General features: G+C 59.4%; 15 protein-coding genes. 9 read left to right on the top strand and 6 right to left on the bottom strand.

Annotation, left to right across the window (positions count from 1 at the left end; all coding sequences use genetic code 11):
• The first annotated feature begins 23 nt into the window (after positions 1-23).
• Positions 24-893, top strand: a complete 870-nt coding sequence (locus tag DFS28_RS29625; RefSeq protein ID WP_111452609.1) for an alpha/beta fold hydrolase — start codon at positions 24-26, stop codon at positions 891-893.
• Positions 894-970: 77 nt separating this feature from the next.
• On the top strand, positions 971-1,969 hold the full coding sequence (locus tag DFS28_RS29620) for an NADP-dependent oxidoreductase (RefSeq protein WP_111452608.1): 999 nt from the start codon (positions 971-973) through the stop codon (positions 1,967-1,969).
• Between the two features lie 300 nt (positions 1,970-2,269).
• On the opposite strand, the gene DFS28_RS29615 is transcribed toward DFS28_RS29620, so the two are convergent.
• The 4 genes from DFS28_RS29615 to DFS28_RS29600 all read right to left on the bottom strand — a co-directional run bounded on the left by DFS28_RS29615 (position 2,270) and on the right by DFS28_RS29600 (position 8,572).
• Positions 2,270-5,290, bottom strand: a complete 3,021-nt coding sequence (locus tag DFS28_RS29615; protein WP_111452607.1) for an EAL domain-containing protein — start codon at positions 5,288-5,290, stop codon at positions 2,270-2,272.
• Complete coding sequence (locus tag DFS28_RS29610) at positions 5,278-6,441, bottom strand: substrate-binding domain-containing protein (protein WP_111452606.1); 1,164 nt, start codon at positions 6,439-6,441, stop codon at positions 5,278-5,280. The genes DFS28_RS29615 and DFS28_RS29610 overlap by 13 nt, the downstream gene beginning before the upstream one ends.
• 288 nt (positions 6,442-6,729) lie before the next feature.
• Positions 6,730-7,533 (bottom strand): putative hydro-lyase, encoded by an 804-nt coding sequence (locus DFS28_RS29605; protein ID WP_111452627.1) that lies wholly within the window; start codon positions 7,531-7,533, stop codon positions 6,730-6,732.
• A 91-nt stretch (positions 7,534-7,624) separates the two neighbouring features.
• Positions 7,625-8,572 carry a LysR family transcriptional regulator gene (locus tag DFS28_RS29600; protein ID WP_111452605.1) on the bottom strand — a complete coding sequence of 316 codons (948 nt, stop codon included), beginning with the start codon at positions 8,570-8,572 and terminating at the stop codon, positions 7,625-7,627.
• A 266-nt stretch (positions 8,573-8,838) separates the two neighbouring features.
• On the opposite strand from DFS28_RS29600, the gene DFS28_RS29595 reads away from it, so the two are divergent.
• From DFS28_RS29595 to DFS28_RS29585, 3 genes are all read left to right on the top strand, one after another.
• Positions 8,839-10,101 (top strand): OprD family porin, encoded by a 1,263-nt coding sequence (locus tag DFS28_RS29595; RefSeq protein WP_111452626.1) that lies wholly within the window; start codon positions 8,839-8,841, stop codon positions 10,099-10,101.
• A 136-nt stretch (positions 10,102-10,237) separates the two neighbouring features.
• Positions 10,238-10,453 (top strand): molybdopterin-binding protein, encoded by a 216-nt coding sequence (locus DFS28_RS29590; protein ID WP_111452604.1) that lies wholly within the window; start codon positions 10,238-10,240, stop codon positions 10,451-10,453.
• A gap of 263 nt (positions 10,454-10,716) precedes the next feature.
• Positions 10,717-11,943 (top strand): RtcB family protein, encoded by a 1,227-nt coding sequence (locus DFS28_RS29585; RefSeq protein ID WP_111452603.1) that lies wholly within the window; start codon positions 10,717-10,719, stop codon positions 11,941-11,943.
• Positions 11,944-12,018: 75 nt separating this feature from the next.
• Here DFS28_RS29585 and DFS28_RS29580 read toward each other — a convergent pair whose 3' ends face one another.
• Both DFS28_RS29580 and DFS28_RS29575 read right to left on the bottom strand, forming a co-directional pair.
• Positions 12,019-12,732 carry a cupin domain-containing protein gene (locus tag DFS28_RS29580; RefSeq protein ID WP_111452602.1) on the bottom strand — a complete coding sequence of 238 codons (714 nt, stop codon included), beginning with the start codon at positions 12,730-12,732 and terminating at the stop codon, positions 12,019-12,021.
• A gap of 40 nt (positions 12,733-12,772) precedes the next feature.
• Positions 12,773-13,630: a GNAT family N-acetyltransferase gene (locus DFS28_RS29575; RefSeq protein ID WP_111452601.1), complete on the bottom strand. Its 858-nt coding sequence runs from the start codon at positions 13,628-13,630 to the stop codon at positions 12,773-12,775.
• Between the two features lie 243 nt (positions 13,631-13,873).
• On the opposite strand from DFS28_RS29575, the gene DFS28_RS29570 reads away from it, so the two are divergent.
• The 4 genes from DFS28_RS29570 (at position 13,874) to DFS28_RS29550 (ending at position 19,526) form a co-directional block, all read left to right on the top strand.
• Positions 13,874-15,346, top strand: coding sequence for an aldehyde dehydrogenase (locus tag DFS28_RS29570; RefSeq protein WP_111452600.1), 1,473 nt, complete (start codon positions 13,874-13,876; stop codon positions 15,344-15,346).
• Positions 15,347-15,805: 459 nt separating this feature from the next.
• Positions 15,806-16,474: a haloacid dehalogenase type II gene (locus DFS28_RS29560; protein WP_111452599.1), complete on the top strand. Its 669-nt coding sequence runs from the start codon at positions 15,806-15,808 to the stop codon at positions 16,472-16,474.
• Positions 16,475-16,519: 45 nt separating this feature from the next.
• On the top strand, positions 16,520-17,794 hold the full coding sequence (locus tag DFS28_RS29555) for an FAD-binding oxidoreductase (protein WP_111452598.1): 1,275 nt from the start codon (positions 16,520-16,522) through the stop codon (positions 17,792-17,794).
• A 94-nt stretch (positions 17,795-17,888) separates the two neighbouring features.
• Positions 17,889-19,526: an ABC transporter substrate-binding protein gene (locus DFS28_RS29550; protein WP_111452597.1), complete on the top strand. Its 1,638-nt coding sequence runs from the start codon at positions 17,889-17,891 to the stop codon at positions 19,524-19,526.
• Positions 19,527-19,532: the final 6 nt, after the last annotated feature.

Genomic DNA, 19,532 nt, shown 5'->3' with positions numbered 1-19,532 from the left:
CCCCGCAATCGGACGGAATAAACATGACTCTTTTGGCTAGAAGCAATCATCCAGGTTCGCAGTCGTCATTTATCAACGCGGCGAACCAGTCGGTCCTGGTTGGCGGGATACCTTTCGCCTATCGTGATCAGGGACCCAGAACGCAGGTCCCGCTGGTCATGTTCAACCATTGGGGGGCGGTGCTGGATAACTTTGACCCCAGGATCGTTGACGGTCTGGCAAAAAACCGGCGTGTCATCACCACCGATTACCGCGGTATCGGTGGCTCGGGTGGCGCCGCGCCATTGACCGTCGGTGAGATGGCTGACGATGGCATCGGCTTTATTCGTGCGTTGGGTTTGGACAAGGTTGACCTGCTCGGCTTTTCACTCGGAGGCTTCGTCGCTCAAGACATCGCCCTGAAAGCTCCCGAACGCGTGCGCAGGCTGATCCTCACCGGAACCGGCCCGGCCGGCGGCACAGGCATCGACAACGTCGGCTCGGTGACCTGGCCGTTAATGATCAAGGGTCTGCTGACGCTACGAGATCCCAAGTTCTACCTGTTCTTTACCACCACGGCCAACGGCCAACGCGCTGCGTCCGAGTATTTGCAACGATTGAAAGAGCGCCGGCAAGACCGGGACAAAGGCCCGACACCCCGCGCGTTTTTACGGCAATTGAAAGCCATTACTGCGTGGGGCAAGCAAGCGCCGCAAGAACTCGGTCGCCTGCGGATGCCGACGCTGATAGCCAACGGGGACAACGACATCATGGTGCCCACTGTCAACTCGCTTGAGCTGGCAAAGCGAATCCCCAACGCGCAACTGATCATTTACCAGGACGCCGGGCACGGCAGCATTTTCCAGCACCATACCGATTTCGTGGCCAAGGCTTTGGCGTTCCTCGACGGCTGACAACCTGAACGTCGCATCGCATCAACGTTGCCGGGGCCGTGCCCCATTCTCATTCCACCGACAAGAGCAGCTGCAACATGAAGGCATTTTTTATCGACCGCTACGGCAAGCAGAACGGAATGATTGGCGAAGTGCCCGATCCTGCGGTCGGTGCGCATGACGTGCTGATCCAGGTGCATGCAACGAGCGTGAACCCGTTGGACTCGAAGATCAGAACCGGGGAATTCAAACTGATCCTGCCCTATACATTTCCATTGGTATTGGGCAATGACCTGGCGGGTGTGGTCGTTCGCACGGGCTCGGCGGTGAAGCGATTCAATCCAGGAGACGAAGTCTATGCACGCCCTCCCGAGGATCGGATCGGGACGTTTGCCGAACTGATCGCCGTGAACGAAAACGCGCTCGCGATGAAACCCTCGAACCTTGACATGGCCGAAGCGGCGTCCGTCCCCTTGGCCGCCTTGACGGCCTGGCAGGCGCTTGTTGAGACCGCCCAGGTGAAAAAAGGCCAGAAGGTGTTGATTCATGCCGGATCCGGCGGTGTCGGCACGTTTGCCATCCAGCTCGCCAAACACCTCGGCGCCTTCGTTGCGACGACCACCAGCACGGCGAATGTCGAATGGGTGAAGGCGCTCGGGGCGGATGTGGTCATCGACTACAAGCAGCAAGATTTTGCAACCGAATTGCACGATTTCGACGTGGTATTGAACAGCCTGGGCAACGATGTACTGATTAAATCAGTCGAAGTTCTCAAGCCCGGTGGGCAGCTCATTTCCCTCTCCGGACCACCGACAGCAGAATTTGCCCAAGAGCAAGGCTTGTCCTGGATGCTACGGCAAGTCATGCGCCTGCTGAGCAGCGGTATTCGTAGAAAAGCCCGCAAGCATGGGATGAGCTATGCATTTTTGTTTATGCGTGCCGACGGGGTGCAACTGCAAAAAATCACCTCGCTTATCGAAGCTGGCGTCATCAAACCGGTCATCGATCGTTCCTTCCCTTTTGAATCGACTGCAGAGGCGTTGCGGTACGTCGAACAGGGCAGATCAAAAGGCAAAGTCACCATAACAATCAAATAAGCGCACTACACAAAATGTCCGTAGATAACGTGCATGCCGCCAAGTATCAGACTCCAGCGCCTGAACCAGAGGAGCAGCCACCGCACAACAGGCACACACAGGAGCAGTTGCAGCCGGAAGTCGCACCTCTAGAAAAGCCGATGATCATTTGGCGTAGCTTGATGCTTGAGCAGTAACGAGAAATGATTGAAGCCGCTCCTCAATCGAAACAATGCTTACATCGCCACAAGCTCGTAACGAATGGCAAGTTTGCATCAAAAGCGGATGTAGGCCGAACGTCCGCTAATGGCCTGCGCAGTATTAATGCCCCGGCATTGGACTGCTTGGGCGTTTTACATCGCGTTTTCGCCTGACCGAGCCAGGGCTCGCAATGCGGCTCGGTTGAGGCAACCGGGGTGTACGCAGTAACAGGCTGATTTCTTCTGCGCTGACCGCTTTGCTGAAAAAGTGGCCCTGAATCTCATCGCAGCCGTTTTCACGCAGGAAGGTTTGCTGCTCTTCGGTTTCGACACCTTCGGCAATGACCTTGAGGTTCAGTTTGTGCCCCAACGAAATCACCGCGGTGGCGATGGCTTTGTCGTTCTCGTTGTCGGGCAGGTCGCGCACGAAAGACTGGTCGATCTTGAGTCTCGCGATCGGAAAGCTTTTCAATGCTGCGAGGCTGGAGTAGCCGGTGCCGAAGTCGTCGATCGAGAGGCTGATCCCCATTGATTGCAGTTCCTTCATTTTGCTGATGGCTTGCTGAAGGTCTTGCATGATCAGGCTTTCGGTCAGCTCCAGCTCAAGGTACATCGGGTCCAGCCCGGTTTCTTGCAAGGCATGCATCACCCGGTCGATCAGGTCCCTTTCGACGAACTGGCGTGCAGAAATATTCACCGACATGGTGATCGGCGGCCAGCCCGCATCCTGCCAGGCCTTGTTCTGTCTGCACGCGGCATGAATCACCCAGTCGCCGATGGGCACGATCAACCCGGTTTCTTCGGCCTGCGGAATGAATTTGATGGGAGACACGATGCCGAGCTCGGGGTGCTGCCAGCGGATCAGTGCCTCTACGCCGATAATCTGGCCTGACTGCAAATCCACCTGTGGCTGGTACAGCAGCAGGAACTCGTCATGGTTGAGTGCGTTTCGAAGCCCGTCTTGCATGGCGAGCTTGCCCTGAACCTTGTTATTCATCTCGCTCGTATAGAACTGGTAACTGTTGCGACCCAGTTCCTTGGCCCGGTACATGGCGGCATCCGCGTTGCTGAGCAACGTGTCGGTATCGCTGCCGTCGGCAGGGTAGGTGGCCAACCCCATGCTGCAGGTGACGTGGAGTGTATGCCCGCTGAGTTGAATCGGTCGCAGGATGGCTTCCTGGATTTTGTGCAGGGCTGGAGTAACGCCGTCGAGGTCTGAGGGCTGGTCGAACAGGATGATCACAAACTCGTCGCCACCCAGTCGCACGACGGTGTCGGTGCGGCGTACGCACTCCAGCATGCGCTGGGCGACGGTTTTCAGCAGTTCGTCTCCAGCACTGTGCCCAAGGCTGTCATTCACCAATTTGAATTTGTCCAGATCGAGAAACACCACCGTCACCAGGCGGTCGTAGCGCTGGGCATAAAGCATTGCCTGCTTGAGACGGTCTTCGAGCAGTGTGCGATTCGGCAGCCCGGTCAGTGCGTCATGGTCGCCCATATAGCGAATGCGCTTTTCGGTAAGCTGGCGTTCTATCGCAATACCGGCAAGCGGTGTCGCCATGTCAATCAGTCGCGTCTCGGCCGAACTGGGGCTGCGTACGGTATTGGAATACAAGGCAAACGTCCCCAATACCTTTCGCTCATGGGACAGAATCGGCGTCGACCAGCAGGCGCGAAATCCATAGGGCGCAGCGGCTGAACGGTACGCTTCCCACAGCGGATCCAGCTCGATATCCGTGACGATGACCGGTTCTCGTCGATACACCGCGGTGCCGCATGAACCGACGTTCGGACCGATTGCAATCCCGTCAATGAGCTGGTTATAGGCTTTCGGCAAACTGGGGGCCGCCCCGTGCAGCAGGTGTTTGCCATCCTCATCCAGCACCAGGATGGACACCATCATCCCCTTCAACTGGGACTCCACCAGGTGAGCCAGGCTGTCGAGGACTTCTGCCAGCTCGGTGCTCCTGGCGATCAGCTCCAGGACATGACGTTGTCCGGCACGGATCACGGCTTCTTGCTCCAGTCGGCTGTTTTGCAGGGCGAGCCGCTCTGTGGCGATACTCAATTGGACCGTTCTTTTTTCCAGTTGAAGTCGGTCTTTGAGGAATTGATTCACCGCGCGAGCCATGTTGCCGATCTCGTCTTTCCCATGTTCTGCCATCATCAAATGCGTTTTGTCAGTGTGTTCCTGACGCAATTGCCGGCTAATTTCATTCAGACGCATGAGCACATGACGGCCCATGAAGACCCGGGTCACGAACCAGGCGAATACCAGGCTGGCGCCCAACATGATCAGCACCCATTGCTGGCTACGATTTGAGGCTTCGACCAGGCGTTGCAGGGCTTCGCGATAGTCTTCGGTGTAAGCGCTGGATTGCGCACGGGCCACCGCGACCAGAACCCCGGCCTCATTCTTCAGTTCCTCATTGAAGCGCTGTATGACGTTGTGCTGATTGATGAGCTTCAGGCGCAGGGAGAAGAGATCAGGTGTCTTCACATCCGCGCCGGGTAACTGGCCTGCGGTGCGTGACAGGCGCTCATATCGGATCCGCAGCCGTTGCACGGCATCACTGTCAACAGCCTGCGGCAGATCGAAAAGTAACACCGCCAGTTCGAGGCTGGCCTGGGTCTGAGTCGCGGTTAACCGGGCGGTGTGATCCTCCATGGTTTGTTCGAAGGTGACCTCGGTTTGCAGCAGGCCTTCTCGCAGCTGAGCAACGATGTTGGCGGTATTGCGGAACATCTGACTCGACTGATGCATGTCGAGTATCGCCACGCCACTGTTCGCGGCAGTCAGCTGCTGCACCAGTTGATCAAGGGCTTCAAGCTGTTCGACGGTCGCCGCATAGCTTGAACGCAGGGTGTCGGGGGAGCGGGTTGTCAGAAGCTGATCAGTCTGGCGTTCGATCAGCAAGGTACGCTGCAGCATGTCTTGCCCATCTTGCATGCGGACCAGTCGTTCATCCGTCAGCTGGCGGGTGGCGTTGTTTGACGTGCGCACGGCGTAGACCGCCGTTGCACCACTCGCCAGGATCAGCAGCGCCAGCGTCAGAAACGCCAGTGTGAACTGTGCGCGTAGCGATTGCGGCAATAGCCGGCGTCCGAGCCGGGAAATAACGTCCAATGTCATGGATTCCATTGGTGGCGATAGATGTCTCGATAGCCATTGTCAGGGTCGTACTGGAATTTCTTCCCGCCGTCGAAGGCAATATTGTCGGCATTGACCAGGTGAATCGGCGCGACGAAGCCGCTCACCGGCTGACCTGCAAACAGCCGGTTCAATTCATCCATCACTTGCCAGCCATGCAGGTTGAGCGGCTCGGCCACGGTGACGGTCTGGTAGGTTTTTGCCTGGATGCGCAAGAAAGCCGAAGCGCTGCCATCACCGGCAGACAACAGACTGATGCCGTCGCTGGGTATTGCGGCGTTGGTCAATGAGGCAATCGAGTAGTCGAAATAGATATCGTTGATGGCCAGCGTATGGGTCCAGCGCTTGCCATAGCGCTGAAGCAGCTCCTTGGTGATCGCCGGCATCTTCTCGCCACTTTCGGAGATCGCGACATCGCGCACTTCCAGTAACGTACATTCCTGACAGGCGCGAATGACGTTTTCCATGGCCTTGGCTTTCGCCATGGCGATGCTGTACTTGGAGTCGGTCAGGATGACCACGCCGGCGTGTCCGTTTGACTGTGCCACCGCCGCCATGGCCGTGAGGCGAGCCACTTCGAGCGGGTCGGTCGTGACGTTCATGGCCACCGGCGTGCCGTCAATCGGCCCGGGCCGTGCCCCGGCGTGCCAGGCAACCACCGGCACATCCCTGTTGGCGAATTGGATCAGTGCCGCATTGTTCTCAAGGGCATCGGAGCCGCACAGAATGAGGCCGTCGGGTTTCGCTGCCAGGGCATCGGAAAAGGCCTTGGCGCGTCCGGCCGATGATCCAGCGCCGTCGAATATCTTCAGCGTCCAGCCCATCGCCTTGGCAGCCTCGCGAGCACCTTGCGCGACACCGACAATTCCGCCGTTACGCAAATCTTCTGCGACAAAGGCGATGCTCTTGCCCGGCAGGGCTTGCGGGCCGGACTCAGGGCCGCTCCAGCGAACGGCTTCGAGGGTGGCCCTGGAAACGATTTCCTGCGCTTGAATCACCGTAACCGTGGCGTTTTCGGCACCCGCTGTGGTTGGCAGGTTCTGGCCGAATCCGGGCGTTGCGGTGAAAAGACAGAAAACCGTAATTGAAGCGATCCAGAATAGCCCGGGTCTGGAGTCGATGGCGCGATCAAAGTCTGGCATGGCGTCCCTTTTTGCCAAGAGTGCAGCGTTCACTGTCCGAAAGGATAGTCGGTTCTGCTGTCATCCGGTCTTTTGTGAGTAAAGTGCGCGAACTTTAGTCCTGAACATTCAGGAAACGGGACAGGGTCCATGGCACAAAACAAGGGACGAAGGCCAATTGCATCGTTGACTACATTGAGTGGATTTACAAGGCTTCGACTTTGCTTAAACACCCGTCAAAAAAAGCGTCAGCCCAAACGCGGATAGTGTCGTTCCTTGACTGATTGGCATTACGGCACACCCACGCCTTTACAAAGCGCTGTTGTACAAATCCGTCACCAGCATGCAACCGGGGGCGTGTGTGATGCACAGTGGCGGGCGTGAGGCCTGCACCACCGATTGAGGTGTCACACCGCACGCCCAGAACACCGGTATTTCGTCAGCTTCAATGGGGACGGCGTCGCCGTAGTCCGGGGTATCGAGCGCGTGGATGCCGATCAGCGACGGATCGCCGATGTGCACGGGAGCGCCGTGGACATTGGGCATGCGTGCGGTGATTTGAATGGCCTGGATGGCGGCAGCGGCTTTCATCGGCCGCATGCTCACCACCAGCTTGCCGCCGAGGCGAGCGGTGGGGCGTGTGTCGATGTTGGTCTGGTACATGGCGACATTGCGCCCCAGATCGATGTGCTTGAGGGGGATGCCGGCATCCAGCAACGGTTGTTCGAAGGAGAACGAGCAGCCGATGGCGAAGGCTACCAGGTCATCCTGCCAAAGATGCTCGATATCCAGCGGTTCTTCGCTCAGTTCGCCATGGCGATAAACCCTGTATCGGGGCACGTCGTGGCGAATATCAATGGCTGCTCCGAGATGGCGGAAATAAGGATCGCCCGGTTCGGTAATGTCGAGCAACGGGCAGGCTTGACGATTGAGGGTGCAATACCTGAGGAACTCGCTGGCCCAATCACCGGGCAAAATCACGATATTGGCTTGCACCCGGCCTTGGCCCAAGCCGCTGGTGTGACCCTGATAGTGCCCGGCGGCGATGCTTTGGCGCAGGGCGAGAGGGGTGCTGCGCTGCAGTTGTTCGAAGGGCAGGGTAGGTTGGTTCATCATGGCATCTCGGCAGGTTCGTTGACCCTTTTTAGAAAACCGTAGTGATGCCGTCCAACAAGGAATGTTGTTGCCCTCAGACAACTAAAAGTTATTCAGGGGGCAGTCGGCTGTCGAGGCCCGGTGCCGCCACCATAAGTAACGGACCGACATCCGCAGCGTATTGGCAGACCACCTGGCGGCTCATCTCGACGATGTTCTCGATCAGTTCCAGTCCGACCCCCGCGCGCCAAGAGGCCACGACATCCAGTTGCGGCAAGCGGCTGCCGGGGTCCAGCTGGATCAACTCGCCGCTGGCCAGGGGTTTGGCCACCAGTGCCGCCGGCAAGGCGCCAATACCAAAGCCGTCACGAATCAGCCGGGTCATGGCCGACACCGAGTTAACGCAACTGACGCGCGGTGCGCCGATGCCATGGGCGTGCAACAGGTTGAGCACATCCTGATGCGGTCGTGAATGTTTGACGAAGGTTATGATGCGCTCACCGGCCATCTCGGTGAGCGAGGTATAAGGTCGGGCGTAGATGGAGTTGCTGGCGGCGATCCAGTGCATGGGATAGTGCGCCAGTTCGAGGTTGCGCACGCTTTCGTGGCGGATCAGGTCCGTCTGGAAAACGATGTCCAGATAGCCCTTTTGCAATTGCTCGCAGAGATTGCGCGCGGCGTCGGCAGTGATCTCGATTTCCACGGCAGGGAAGGTCTGCATCAGGGTCGACATCAACGGGCTGAGCCAGGTGTGTATCACCGTATCCATCACGCCGATGCGCACCAGACCCTGTTGCGGGCTGGTGTTGTCCAGCGAGTGTTTTAGCGCACGCTGAACCTCGAGCATTTGCTCGGCGTAGTCGAGCACCTTGAGACCTTCGGGCGTCAGCGACACTCCGCGTGAATCGCGCACGAACAGGCGCAGCCCCAACTCATCTTCCAGCGCGGCGATCCGGCTGGAAATCGCTGCCTGTGTGCTGAACATTTTCTCGGCGGTCAGGCTGAAGCTTTGCAAGCGGGCGACCCAGACGAAGGTTTCGAGGAATTTGAGGTTCATGGCGGTTCCCTTGGCGCTTATGGCTCTTGTAATGAAGGGGCGAGTTGCAATTGTTACTCCAGAGTTCGCCATCGCGGGCATCAAATTTTCTTATGCATAACCTCGTCTTTTTCCCGTTTGACGCCGTTCTGCCCCTGCACGAAGAATCCGCCCCACGACGCAGATCGCTGCGTCCGCCCCCCACGACAACGCCTTCACAAAAAAACAATGAGGCGTGTCCGTCATCTTCGTTTGCTGCCGCAGGAACCTCTTCCATGGAAAAAATCATGACTGTCCACGTGCCTTCAAAAGCGGGGCGCACCCGCCCATTCAAGGGGTACGTCCCGGCTGGCACATTGCTCGGCCTGAGCCTGCTCTGTGCACCGGCCGCTCAGGCGGATTTCGTGGCGGACAGTAAAGGCAGCCTGGAAGCGCGCAACTTCTACTTCAACCGTGATTTTCGCCAGGACGGTTCGCGGGACAAGGCCGAGGAATGGGCGCAAGGTTTTCTGTTGCGGATGGAGTCGGGTTACACCGCCGGCACGTTCGGTTTCGGCCTGGATGTTTTGGGCATGGCCGGTTTCAAACTGGACTCCGGTGGCGGTACGGCGGGCACCAATCTGTTGCCACCGGATTTATCCGGCGGCTCGCAGGATCGCTATGGCGAGTTAGGCCTGACGGGCAAAATGCGCGTGTCCAACAGCACCCTGAAATTCGGGACATTGCAGATCAAAGACCCGGTGGTGAACTCCAACGATACCCGCCTGTTGCCGAGCACGTTCAAGGGCGGCCTGGTGAATGTGCAGGAAATCGATCGTTTGAAGCTCACGGCCGGTCAGCTCACGCAGATCAATTTCGTCGACTCCACCGACTATCAGGACATGACCGCCAACCGCATCGGCGGGCAAAGCGACAAGTTTCAGTTTGCCGGGGCGGACTATCAGTTCCTGCCGAACCTGACCGCGCAGTACCGCTACGGCCAGTTGGAAAACATCTACCAGCAAAATTACCTCGGGCTGGTGCACACGCTGGATCTGGGCTCCGGCCAGTCGCTCAAGAGCGACGTGCGCTATGCACGCAGCACCGAAGACGGCAACTTTCGTGATATCGACAACCAGGCCTTCGGTGCGTTGTTCACCTATAGCCTCGGTGGTCATGCGCTGGGCGTTGGCTATCAGCGCATGAGCGGCGACGATCCGTTTCCGTATATCGGGCGCAGCGATCCGTACCTGGTCAACTTCGTGCAGATCGGTGACTTCGCCAACATCGACGAGCACTCCTGGCAGGCACGCTACGACTACAACTTTGTCGCACTTGGCGTGCCGGGGTTGACCTTCATGACGCGCTACATCTCTGGCGACAATGTGCAACGCACTGCGCCGGGCGAGGGCAAGGAATGGGAGCGCAACACCGATATCGCTTACGTGGTGCAGGACGGTTCGTTGAAAGGGGTGGGCCTTAAATGGCGCAACGCGTCAGTGCGCTCGAACTTCGGTAATGACCTGGATGAGAACCGCCTGATCGTCAGCTATACCGTGGCGCTGTGGTAGAGGCTGGGCGGACTTGATATTCGATGCAGGAATAAGCAAATCTATATTTATTCCTTTTAATGTTGATTCGTGAGGTTCATTTTGAAGGCCTGCACATCCGTGCGGATGTATTCGACATCAGACAGGAAGCCTCATCATGACCATCAAAGCGATCAACGTCCGCAACCAGTTCAAGGGTGTCATCAAGGAAATCGTGATAGGCGAAGTGGTCTCCGAAATCGATGTGCAAACCGCCTCCGGCATCGTCACCTCGGTGATCACCACCCGTTCAGTGCGCGATCTTGAATTGAAAGTGGGGAGCGAGGTGATTGCCTTCGTCAAATCCACTGAAGTCTCGATCGCCAAGCTCTGAAAGGGTGCCTATTCGTCGCTTCAGTAGAACTCACAAAAAACGCCGCTCAGTGAGCGGCGTTTCTGTTATCGGTGCTGACAGGAGAAAAGTGTCGGCGGTTGTTTCAGGTGTCCCTTTCTTCCGCAACGTAGGAAAATCAAAACTGGCGCGTCGGCGGCTATACCTTTCCCAACAGGCGACCGCCAATGCAATTGCACCGACCTTTATCACCCCAGGTGCCAGACCAACGCCGAACAACCGACCAAAAGAAAAGAATCAAAATCATGCAAGCTCATACCTACCAACTACTGGAAGTCGCCAACGGCAAACCGATCAAGCTGTGGACCGAAGGCGTCCCGGTAGAACACGAAGCCAGACAGCAATTGATGAACACCGCCAGGATGCCGTTCATCTTCAAGCATCTGGCCGTGATGCCCGATGTGCACCTGGGAAAGGGCTCGACCATCGGCAGCGTGATTCCCACAGTCGGCGCGATCATTCCAGCCGCCGTCGGAGTGGACATCGGCTGCGGGATGATCGCCGCGTGCACGTCGCTGACCGCCAGCGATTTGCCGGACAACCTGCATGGCTTGCGTTGCGCGATCGAGAAGGCGGTGCCCCATGGCCGCACCAGTGGGCGCGGCGGTCGGGACAAGGGCGCCTGGGACAGCGTTCCGCGTGAGGCTGACCGGGCCTGGGCGGCACTGGACTCGCGGTTCAAGGCGATCACCGACAAGTACCCGAAACTCGCCAACACCAACAACCGTGGGCACTTGGGCACGCTCGGCAGCGGGAACCACTTCATCGAGGTGTGCCTGGATGAAACCAACCGGGTCTGGTTCATGCTGCACAGCGGTTCCCGCGGTGTTGGCAACGCCATTGGCAACCTGTTCATTCAAATGGCCCAGGCGGATATGCGTCAGCACCTCGCCAATCTGCCGGATCGTGACCTGGCTTACTTTAAAGAGGGCAGCCGGCATTTCGATGACTACGTCGAAGCGGTCGGTTGGGCCCAGGATTTCGCCAGGCAAAACCGTGCATTGATGATGCAAGCGGTGATTCAGGCGACCCGAAAAGTGATCAACAAACCTTTTGAGGCGGCGCTGGAAGCGGTGAACTGCCACCACAACTACGTGCAGAAAGAGCGACATTTTGGTCAGGAAATTCTGGTCACCCGCAAAGGCGCGGTATCGGCGAAGAAGGGCGAGTTGGGGATTATTCCGGGATCGATGGGCGCTAAAAGCTTCATCGTCCGCGGGCTGGGGAACGAGGAGTCGTTCTGCTCCTGCAGCCACGGCGCCGGCCGCACCATGAGTCGTACCAAGGCGAAAAGCCTGTTTACCGTCGAAGATCAGATCCGTGCCACCGCCCACGTGGAGTGCCGCAAGGATGCTGCCGTCATCGATGAAATTCCGATGGCCTACAAGGACATCGACGATGTCATGCACGCCCAGCGCGAGCTGGTGGAAGTGCTGCACACCTTGCGTCAGGTGGTCTGCGTAAAAGGATAGGAAAAAGGGGCACGCGTTCATCGCCGCAGCAGTGGAGCGTGCCCTATTCAAACTGTCGCGCACTCAGGAAGGACACTACTTCACCGCATAGAATTTGCGCACATACCGCGTACTTTTCCACGCGCACGCTGCACCGAGCGGCACAAACACGCTGTCGCCGGTGTTGACCTCCACGCTCGTTCCATCAGGCGCCAGCAGGGTGACGCTGCCTTCGATCAGGTTCATCAGTTCATGGAGTTTGTGGGGCCGGGCGTGACGCTCGTACGGTGTCGAATCCCAAACGCCGACGCGCAACCGGGTGGCGTCGTCTTCGAAGGCATTGTGTGAGCGGCACTGCGGCGTCGGTCCGATCAAAATCTGCGGTTCCGGTGCGGCCGACGGCGAAAGCATGTCCAGCGGGTCGAGCGCAGTGAGGCCGGGTGTCGGCGGTGCGGTGGGGCTGGTGACTGCACAAAAGGCCCAGTACGTATCAGCGTTGGCCTGGAGTCGCAGTGATGTACCGCGACCGATCACGGCACCGGCGCCGACACCCAGTGCCAGCGTTTGCTCCTCGGATTGCAGCACGACGTGGCCGGCGTGGACCACGATCACTTCGGTGTGCGGAAAATCATCGCTATCGAGCGTTCCGCTGATGTGCACGATGCCCGCTGATACGCCATCCGGGCCGTTGTAGGCCACCTGGCGACCGTCCTTGAACGGATCGAAAGCACCCAAAGATGCTGCTGTAAAAGACGTGGCAACGCGGCCGCCGTCGGCGCGAGCCAACAGCAGAACGGTAGGTTCAGACATACGGGTGACGCTCCATAAAAAAGACGGTGAGGGATAGCGATCAGCCAATGGCTTGAGTCACCAATGCGAACTGCTGGACGCCGTTGGCTGTTTGCGGTGGCGTGCCCTTGGCCATTTGCGCCACGGTATCGACCGGCTTCAAACCCGCCGAATCGAGCCATTCGGCCAGGCCGCTGTCTGCCGGGATGTCGATTCGCACGAAGGCATCCGGCACTTGCGCCAGCAGAACGGCGATCAGGTGTTTGGCTTGTTCGAGGTTTTCGGCGACCACCGGACCGATGCAACGACCACGGCCGAAAGGGCGCAGCAAGGCGAAGGCGCGTAGCTGGCCGTCGCGTTCGATCCCCACCGAATGCTCGACCACCTCAAACAGATCGGCGAGCACCGCTTTGCGATCCAGCCCGCTGCCGGCATTGGCCAACGCCAACACACGAGCCTGATCCGCCGCGCTCAGTGCACGGCAATGTTCGCCGTCGGCCAGTGCGGCGGGTGCAGGTGGATTGGCGTTGCCCTGATGCTGCTGAATCCGGCCGAATTCGACAAAGCCCTGGCTGGCGTAAAGCGGTGCGCCGGCCAGTGTGGCGTTGAGCATCGGGGTGCGTGACTGGCAGGCGTCCAGTGCCTGTTCCATGAGCTTGCGGCCGATGCCCTTGCCCTGATAGTCATCACTGACGATCACCAGGCCAATGGTGGTGAAGCCGCCTTGGGGACAAGCGAATGCCGTGCCGATCAGACGCTCGCCATCGAGCACCACAAAGCCGTCGCTGACCCGTTGCAGCATCGCCCAGTCGTCCAGGCGATGAGGCCACTTCAACTCCACGGACAAGGCATGGGCCGAGGGCAGGTCGGCGGCCGTCATTGGCCGATAGACATAAGCAGGTCGTTGCAAGGCGGACATGGCGAGTCTCCGTTGGACAGTGTGCGCGAGCGACCGGATTTCCGGCGCGATGGTGCCTGTATCCCATCTGTGTGAAGGCCTGACAAGGGGGGCTGAAGCATTCGGCAGATTCCGCAAGCCCGAGGCCGGCAGACCACACTTACTACTTAAATGCACCGCAAGGTCGGCAGCAAATGCCAGGGCTTTTTTTCTACGATGGAGGCCAGAGTTCACGACGCCTCGTCCCTTGTTTTGGAGTGCTCCATGGATAGCTTTGATCCCCGCCTTATTGCTGTGCGCAGCGCTCACTTCATTGCTGGAATGTACCGCGATGCACAACCCGGGCTTGAGGTGGCGCGCCCCTCTGACGGCCAGGTTTATGCCCAGTTGCCAATCGCCGATGCCGACCTGGTGGATGAAGCGGTCACGGATGCCTGGCAGGCGTTCAGTCGCAGCGACTGGGCCAGCCGTCCACCCCGGGAGCGGGCGCGGGTGATGCGCCGCTGGGCCGATCTGATCGAGGCGGACGCCGCCATTCTGGCTCCGCTGGAAGCCGTGGGCTCGACGCGGCCTCATAAAGATGTGATCGCCTGGGACATTCCTTATGTCGCCGAAGGCATTCGCTTCTTCGCCGAACTGGCGGACAAGCATGGCGGCCACGTCGCGGCGACCCAGAGCGATCGACTGGGCATGCAGATCGCCGAACCTTACGGCGTCATTGCCGCCATCGCACCGTGGAATTTCCCCTTGAGCATGGCCTCCTGGAAAGTGGCCCCGGCGTTGGCCGCCGGTAATGCCGTGGTGCTCAAACCTTCGGAGCTGACGCCGTTCTCCAGCCTGCGCTTTGCCGAACTGGCGCTGCAGGCGGGCATTCCGGCGGGGATTTTCAACGTCATCCAGGGCGATGGCCGCGTCACGGGCGATGCTTTGTGTCGCCATCCGCGCGTGGCCAAGGTGACGTTCACCGGGTCCACGGCGACCGGGTCGAGCATCATGTCGACCTGCGCGCTGGTGGGGCCGAAACCGGTGACACTGGAACTCGGCGGCAAGAGCCCGCAACTGGTATTCGCCGACGTACCGGACATCGCCAAAACCGCGCGCACCGTGGCGCTGGCCATTACCGGCAACGCCGGGCAGGTGTGCGTATCCGGTTCGCGGTTGTTGATCCAGCGCTCGATCATGGAACCGTTTATCGCGCATTTGCAGGCGTATTTCGAGGAACTGCGCCCGGGGCCGACCTGGTCATCCGAGAGCACGTTGTCGCCGATCATTTCCCGACTGCAAGCCAGCCGAATCGACGGCATCGTCCAGCGCTCGCGTCAGGCCGGTGCTGAAGTGCTGACCGGTGGTGGGTTGTTTGAAGGTCTGGGCGGGGCTTATTACCAGCCGACCTTGCTGACGGGGCTGGACAATGACAACCCGGCCGTCTGCGAAGAAATCTTCGGTCCGGTGCTGACGGTGCAGGCATTCGATGATGAAGAACAAGCCCTGAACCTGGCCGCGCACGCCACCTACGGCTTGGCGGCGGGCGTACACACCGCCGACATCAATCGCGCCCTGCGTCTGGTCCGGCGACTGGAGGCGGGGACCGTTTGGGTTAACCGTTACGGGCGCAGTAACGACTACATCCTGCCGACTGGCGGCTACAAACGCTCCGGCATCGGCAAGGACCTGGGGCGCGAAGCGTTCGAAGCCAATTTACGCTTCAAGAGTGTGCTGATCGATATCGTCCAGTAACACAAATCCCACTGTGGGAGCGGGCTTGCTCGCGAAGAGGGAGTGTCAGTCGACATCAATGCTGCCTGGCACATCGCCTTCGCGAGCAAGCCCGCTCCCACAGGATTTCAGCAGCCTCTAGATCACCACCCAAACGGGCGCTTACTTCGGTAAGCGCCCGTTTTCGTTCAGCCCGGCGCAGGTTCTGCGGCAGACCGGTGCGTGATTGGGCCTTGCAGGGCTATAAAGGCCCATAAGAGCGCATAAATACGGGGTTTGCCCAAGGCTTGTGCGCGCCGCAAAGTCTGCTGAGGGCGGGCGTTAAAACGGTGGTTTGTATCAAGCGAAGGTCGCTTTTAACGCCATCTGCTGATTTCACAGTGTTGTAATGACGGTGTGCTGCAGCGCTGCATCACAGCTTCGGTAACGGAGCGAATGCTTGTCACGCCATGACCTCAACGAACTTCAGGAACGCACTCAATGAGCTTTCTTCGCCCCAAATTCATTACGTTCGACTGCTACGGTACGCTGACCAACTTCCACATGGGCACGATGACTCGCGAACTGTTCGCCGATCGCGTGAAGCCCGAGCAGATGGATCAGTTCGTCAAGGACTTCTCGGCCTACCGCCTGGACCAGGTCATGGGTGACTGGATGCCGTATGACGAGATTCTCAAAACCGCACTGGCGCGGACCTGCAAGCGCTGGGGCATCGAATACCGTGACGAAGGTCAGCTGTATTACGACGCCGTGCCGACCTGGGGTCCGCACCCCGATGTGCCGGCCGGCCTGTCGAAAATCGCCGACAAGATCCCGTTGGTGATTTTCTCCAACGCCAGCGACAGCCAGATCATGTCCAACGTCGACAAGCTCGGCGCGCCGTTCCACAAGGTTTTTACCGCCGAGCAGGCTCAGGCCTACAAGCCGCGTCTGGCCGCGTTCGAGTACATGCTCGACAACCTCAACTGTGGCCCGGAAGACATCTTGCATGTGTCTTCCAGCTTCCGTTATGACCTGATGTCGGCCCACGACATGAAGATCAAGAACAAGGCCTTCGTCGCCCGTGGCCATGAAGTCCCGGCCAATGCTTTCTACGGCTACCAACAGATCGCCGATATTGGTGGGCTGGCGGCGCTGGTAGGTCTCTGAGTCGAACGGTAACGGCATTCTTCATTTGGCATAGGCGGGTTAAACATGGGCAGTGAATCCTACTGGCTCGACACCGCACCGGCGTTCAGCGGTGCACAGCTCGGCGCATTGCCTGGGCAGGTCGACGTGGCCATCGTCGGTGGTGGTTTCACCGGCTTGGCGGCGGCCCGGGCGTTGGCCTTGAAGGGCGCCAGTGTGGTGGTGCTCGAGGCCGGAAAGGTCATCGGTGAAGCGTCGGGGCGCAATGGCGGCCAGTGCAACACCGGCGTTGCCCAGGACTACGCCGGGCTCAGCGCCAGCCTCGGCGCTGACAAGGCGCGGGCTTATTACCAGGCTTACGAAAGCGCGGTGCAGAGCGTGGTGTCGCTGGTGGAGCAGGAGCAAATCGCCTGCGACCTGATCCGCAACGGCAAGCTCAAACTGGCGGCCAAGCCGATGCACTACGAGGGCCTGGCACGGACCTGCGATCTGATTCGCAAGGAAGTCGATGCCGACGTCGAATTGCTGACCGCCGAGCAGACCCGCGCGGAAGTCAATTCCGCCCAGTTCCACGGTGGCTTGCTGCAGCGCAACGGCGTGCAGATGCATGTCGGGCGCTTCGGTGTCGGTTTGGCCGAGGCCGCCGCCCGCCAGGGTGCGTTGATCCATCAAGGCACCTCGGTTGTGGACTGGAAAGCCCAGGCCGGCGGTTATCAGGTCAACACCAGCAAAGGATCGCTGCACGCCGGTCAGGTGCTGCTGGCCACGGGCGCTTGCCAGCACGGTGGCTTGGGTTGGTATCGGCGGCGGATCGTGCCGGTGGGCAGTTTCGTGATTGCCACCGAAGTCCTTCCACCGTCGCTGATCGAGCAGTTGTTGCCGGGCCGCCGCGCCTATGTCACCAGCCGCATGATTGGTAATTACTTTCGCCTCACCCCGGACAATCGCCTGCTGTTTGGCGGCCGTGCGCGGTTCGCCATGTCGGACAGCGTCAACGACGCCAAAAGCGGCAAGGTGCTGCAAGCGGCGATGGTGCAGATGTTTCCGCAGTTGGCCAATGTGAAGATCGACTACTGCTGGGGCGGGCTGGTGGACATGACGTCCGACCGCTTGCCTCGGGCCGGTCAGCACGGCGGTGTTTATCACTCCATGGGCTACAGCGGCCATGGCGTGCAGATGTCGGTGCACATGGGCCAGGTCATGGCCGATGTCATGGCCGGCAACGTCGAAGCCAACCCTTGGCGTGAACTCGAATGGCCGGCGATTCCCGGGCATTTCGGCAAACCGTGGTTCCTGCCATTCGTGGGCGCTTATTACCGTTTCCAGGATTATTTGCATTGAGTTGATGTTGTGGCGTCACCGTCGTTTGCGTTTCCAGGACGTTCCGGTCAACCGGGACACTCGAGCCTTCTCATTTTCGACAGGTACAACTGATATGACTGACAACAAGATCGACTCCCAACTGATCTCCGGCCAGGAAAGCCTGCGGGTTTTCGAAGGTCTCAATCGCGGCATGTCCCGCCGTAACGCCTTGCAGATGCTCGGTGTGGCCGGTGTTGCGGCAGCGGGCGCCGGCAGCCTGTTCGGCGCCGCCGGTAAACTGTTCGCCGAAGAAGCCGCCACCCCCGGCAAAGGCAAGCCGGGCGGGCGGATTCGTGTCGCCGGCATGTCCAGTTCCACCGCCGATACCCTGGACCCGGCCAAAGGCGCGTTGTCGACCGACTACGTGCGCCACTTCATGTTCTATAACGGCCTGACCCGTTTCGACGCCCACCTGGTGCCGCAACTGGAACTGGCCGAGCGCATCGACAACACCGATGCCACGCTGTGGACCATCACCCTGCGCAAGGACGTGACCTTCCACAACGGCAAGACCCTGAGCGCCGCGGACGTGGTGTATTCGCTGTCCCGCCACAAGGATCCGTTGACCGGCTCCAAGGTCATGCCGCTGATGGCGCAGTTCGAAGAAATCAAAGCCACCGGCCCCAACGAAGTCCAGATCCGCCTGAGCGCGCCGAACGCCGAGCTGCCGTCGATCCTCGCCGTGTCGCACCTGTTGATCGTTCCGGAAGGCACCACCGATTTCAACCAGGGCATCGGCACCGGGCCGTTCAAGGTCAAGGAATTCAAACCGGGCGTGCGCTCGATTGCCGCGCGCAACACCGGCTACTGGAAACCGGGCCTGCCGTACCTGGACGAGATCGAGTTCATCGCCATTGCCGATGAGCCTTCGCGGATCAACGCGCTGCTGTCGGGCGACGTGCACCTGATCAACGAGGTCAACCCGCGCTCAACCACGCGCATCAAGGCCAGCCCCAAGCACCGGGTCGTCGATGCGCCGTCGGGCAACTACACGGATCTGATCATTCGCCAGGACCAGATGCCGGGCAAAAGCGCCGAATTCACCCAGGCCATGAAGTACCTGCTGGACCGTGAACAGGTCAAATCCGCGGTTTTCCGTGGCTTTGCCGTGGTCGGTAACGACCATCCGATTTCCCCTGGTTCGCGCTACTACAACGCCGACCTGCCGCAACGAGTCTACGACCCGGAAAAAGCCAAATTCCTGCTGAAAAAAGCAGGTATGGAAAGTATCACCATGCCGTTGGTTGCATCGCCAGCCGCCACCGGTTCGGTGGACATCGCGGTGCTGTTGCAACAATCGGCGAAACAGGCTGGGCTCAAGCTCGACGTCAACCGCCTGCCGAGCGATGGCTATTGGTCCAACCACTGGATGAAGCACCCGCTGAGCTTCGGCAACATCAACCCGCGGCCGAACGCCGACGTGATGTTTTCGCAGTTCTTCCAGTCGAAAGCACCGTGGAACGAATCGGGCTGGCAGAACGATCAGTTCGATCAGTTGCTGATGCTTGCCCGGGGTGAAACCGACGACGTCAAGCGCAGCAAGATGTACGCCGACATGCAGACCCTGGTGCATGATCACAGCGGTATTGGCGTGCCGGTGTTCATCAGCAACATCGACGGTGTCGACCAGCGCATCAAAGGCTACGGCAGCAATCCGCTGGGCGGTTTCATGGGCTACATGTTCGCCGAGCAGGTCTGGCTGGACGCTTGATGAGCG

The organism is Pseudomonas sp. 478, assembly GCF_003254125.1.
Classification (GTDB): domain Bacteria; phylum Pseudomonadota; class Gammaproteobacteria; order Pseudomonadales; family Pseudomonadaceae; genus Aquipseudomonas.
This window is presented reverse-complemented; position numbering and strand designations above follow the sequence as displayed.

What these genes read in the sequence shown, in the direction of transcription:
- DFS28_RS29625 (WP_111452609.1), top strand. Translation starts at nt 24, where the DNA reads ATGACTCTTTTGGCTAGAAGCAATCATCCAGGTTCGCAGTCGTCATTT.
- DFS28_RS29620 (WP_111452608.1), top strand. Translation starts at nt 971, where the DNA reads ATGAAGGCATTTTTTATCGACCGCTACGGCAAGCAGAACGGAATGATT.
- DFS28_RS29615 (WP_111452607.1), bottom strand. Translation starts at nt 5,290, where the DNA reads ATGGAATCCATGACATTGGACGTTATTTCCCGGCTCGGACGCCGGCTA.
- DFS28_RS29610 (WP_111452606.1), bottom strand. Translation starts at nt 6,441, where the DNA reads ATGCCAGACTTTGATCGCGCCATCGACTCCAGACCCGGGCTATTCTGG.
- DFS28_RS29605 (WP_111452627.1), bottom strand. Translation starts at nt 7,533, where the DNA reads ATGAACCAACCTACCCTGCCCTTCGAACAACTGCAGCGCAGCACCCCT.
- DFS28_RS29600 (WP_111452605.1), bottom strand. Translation starts at nt 8,572, where the DNA reads ATGAACCTCAAATTCCTCGAAACCTTCGTCTGGGTCGCCCGCTTGCAA.
- DFS28_RS29595 (WP_111452626.1), top strand. Translation starts at nt 8,839, where the DNA reads ATGACTGTCCACGTGCCTTCAAAAGCGGGGCGCACCCGCCCATTCAAG.
- DFS28_RS29590 (WP_111452604.1), top strand. Translation starts at nt 10,238, where the DNA reads ATGACCATCAAAGCGATCAACGTCCGCAACCAGTTCAAGGGTGTCATC.
- DFS28_RS29585 (WP_111452603.1), top strand. Translation starts at nt 10,717, where the DNA reads ATGCAAGCTCATACCTACCAACTACTGGAAGTCGCCAACGGCAAACCG.
- DFS28_RS29580 (WP_111452602.1), bottom strand. Translation starts at nt 12,732, where the DNA reads ATGTCTGAACCTACCGTTCTGCTGTTGGCTCGCGCCGACGGCGGCCGC.
- DFS28_RS29575 (WP_111452601.1), bottom strand. Translation starts at nt 13,630, where the DNA reads ATGTCCGCCTTGCAACGACCTGCTTATGTCTATCGGCCAATGACGGCC.
- DFS28_RS29570 (WP_111452600.1), top strand. Translation starts at nt 13,874, where the DNA reads ATGGATAGCTTTGATCCCCGCCTTATTGCTGTGCGCAGCGCTCACTTC.
- DFS28_RS29560 (WP_111452599.1), top strand. Translation starts at nt 15,806, where the DNA reads ATGAGCTTTCTTCGCCCCAAATTCATTACGTTCGACTGCTACGGTACG.
- DFS28_RS29555 (WP_111452598.1), top strand. Translation starts at nt 16,520, where the DNA reads ATGGGCAGTGAATCCTACTGGCTCGACACCGCACCGGCGTTCAGCGGT.
- DFS28_RS29550 (WP_111452597.1), top strand. Translation starts at nt 17,889, where the DNA reads ATGACTGACAACAAGATCGACTCCCAACTGATCTCCGGCCAGGAAAGC.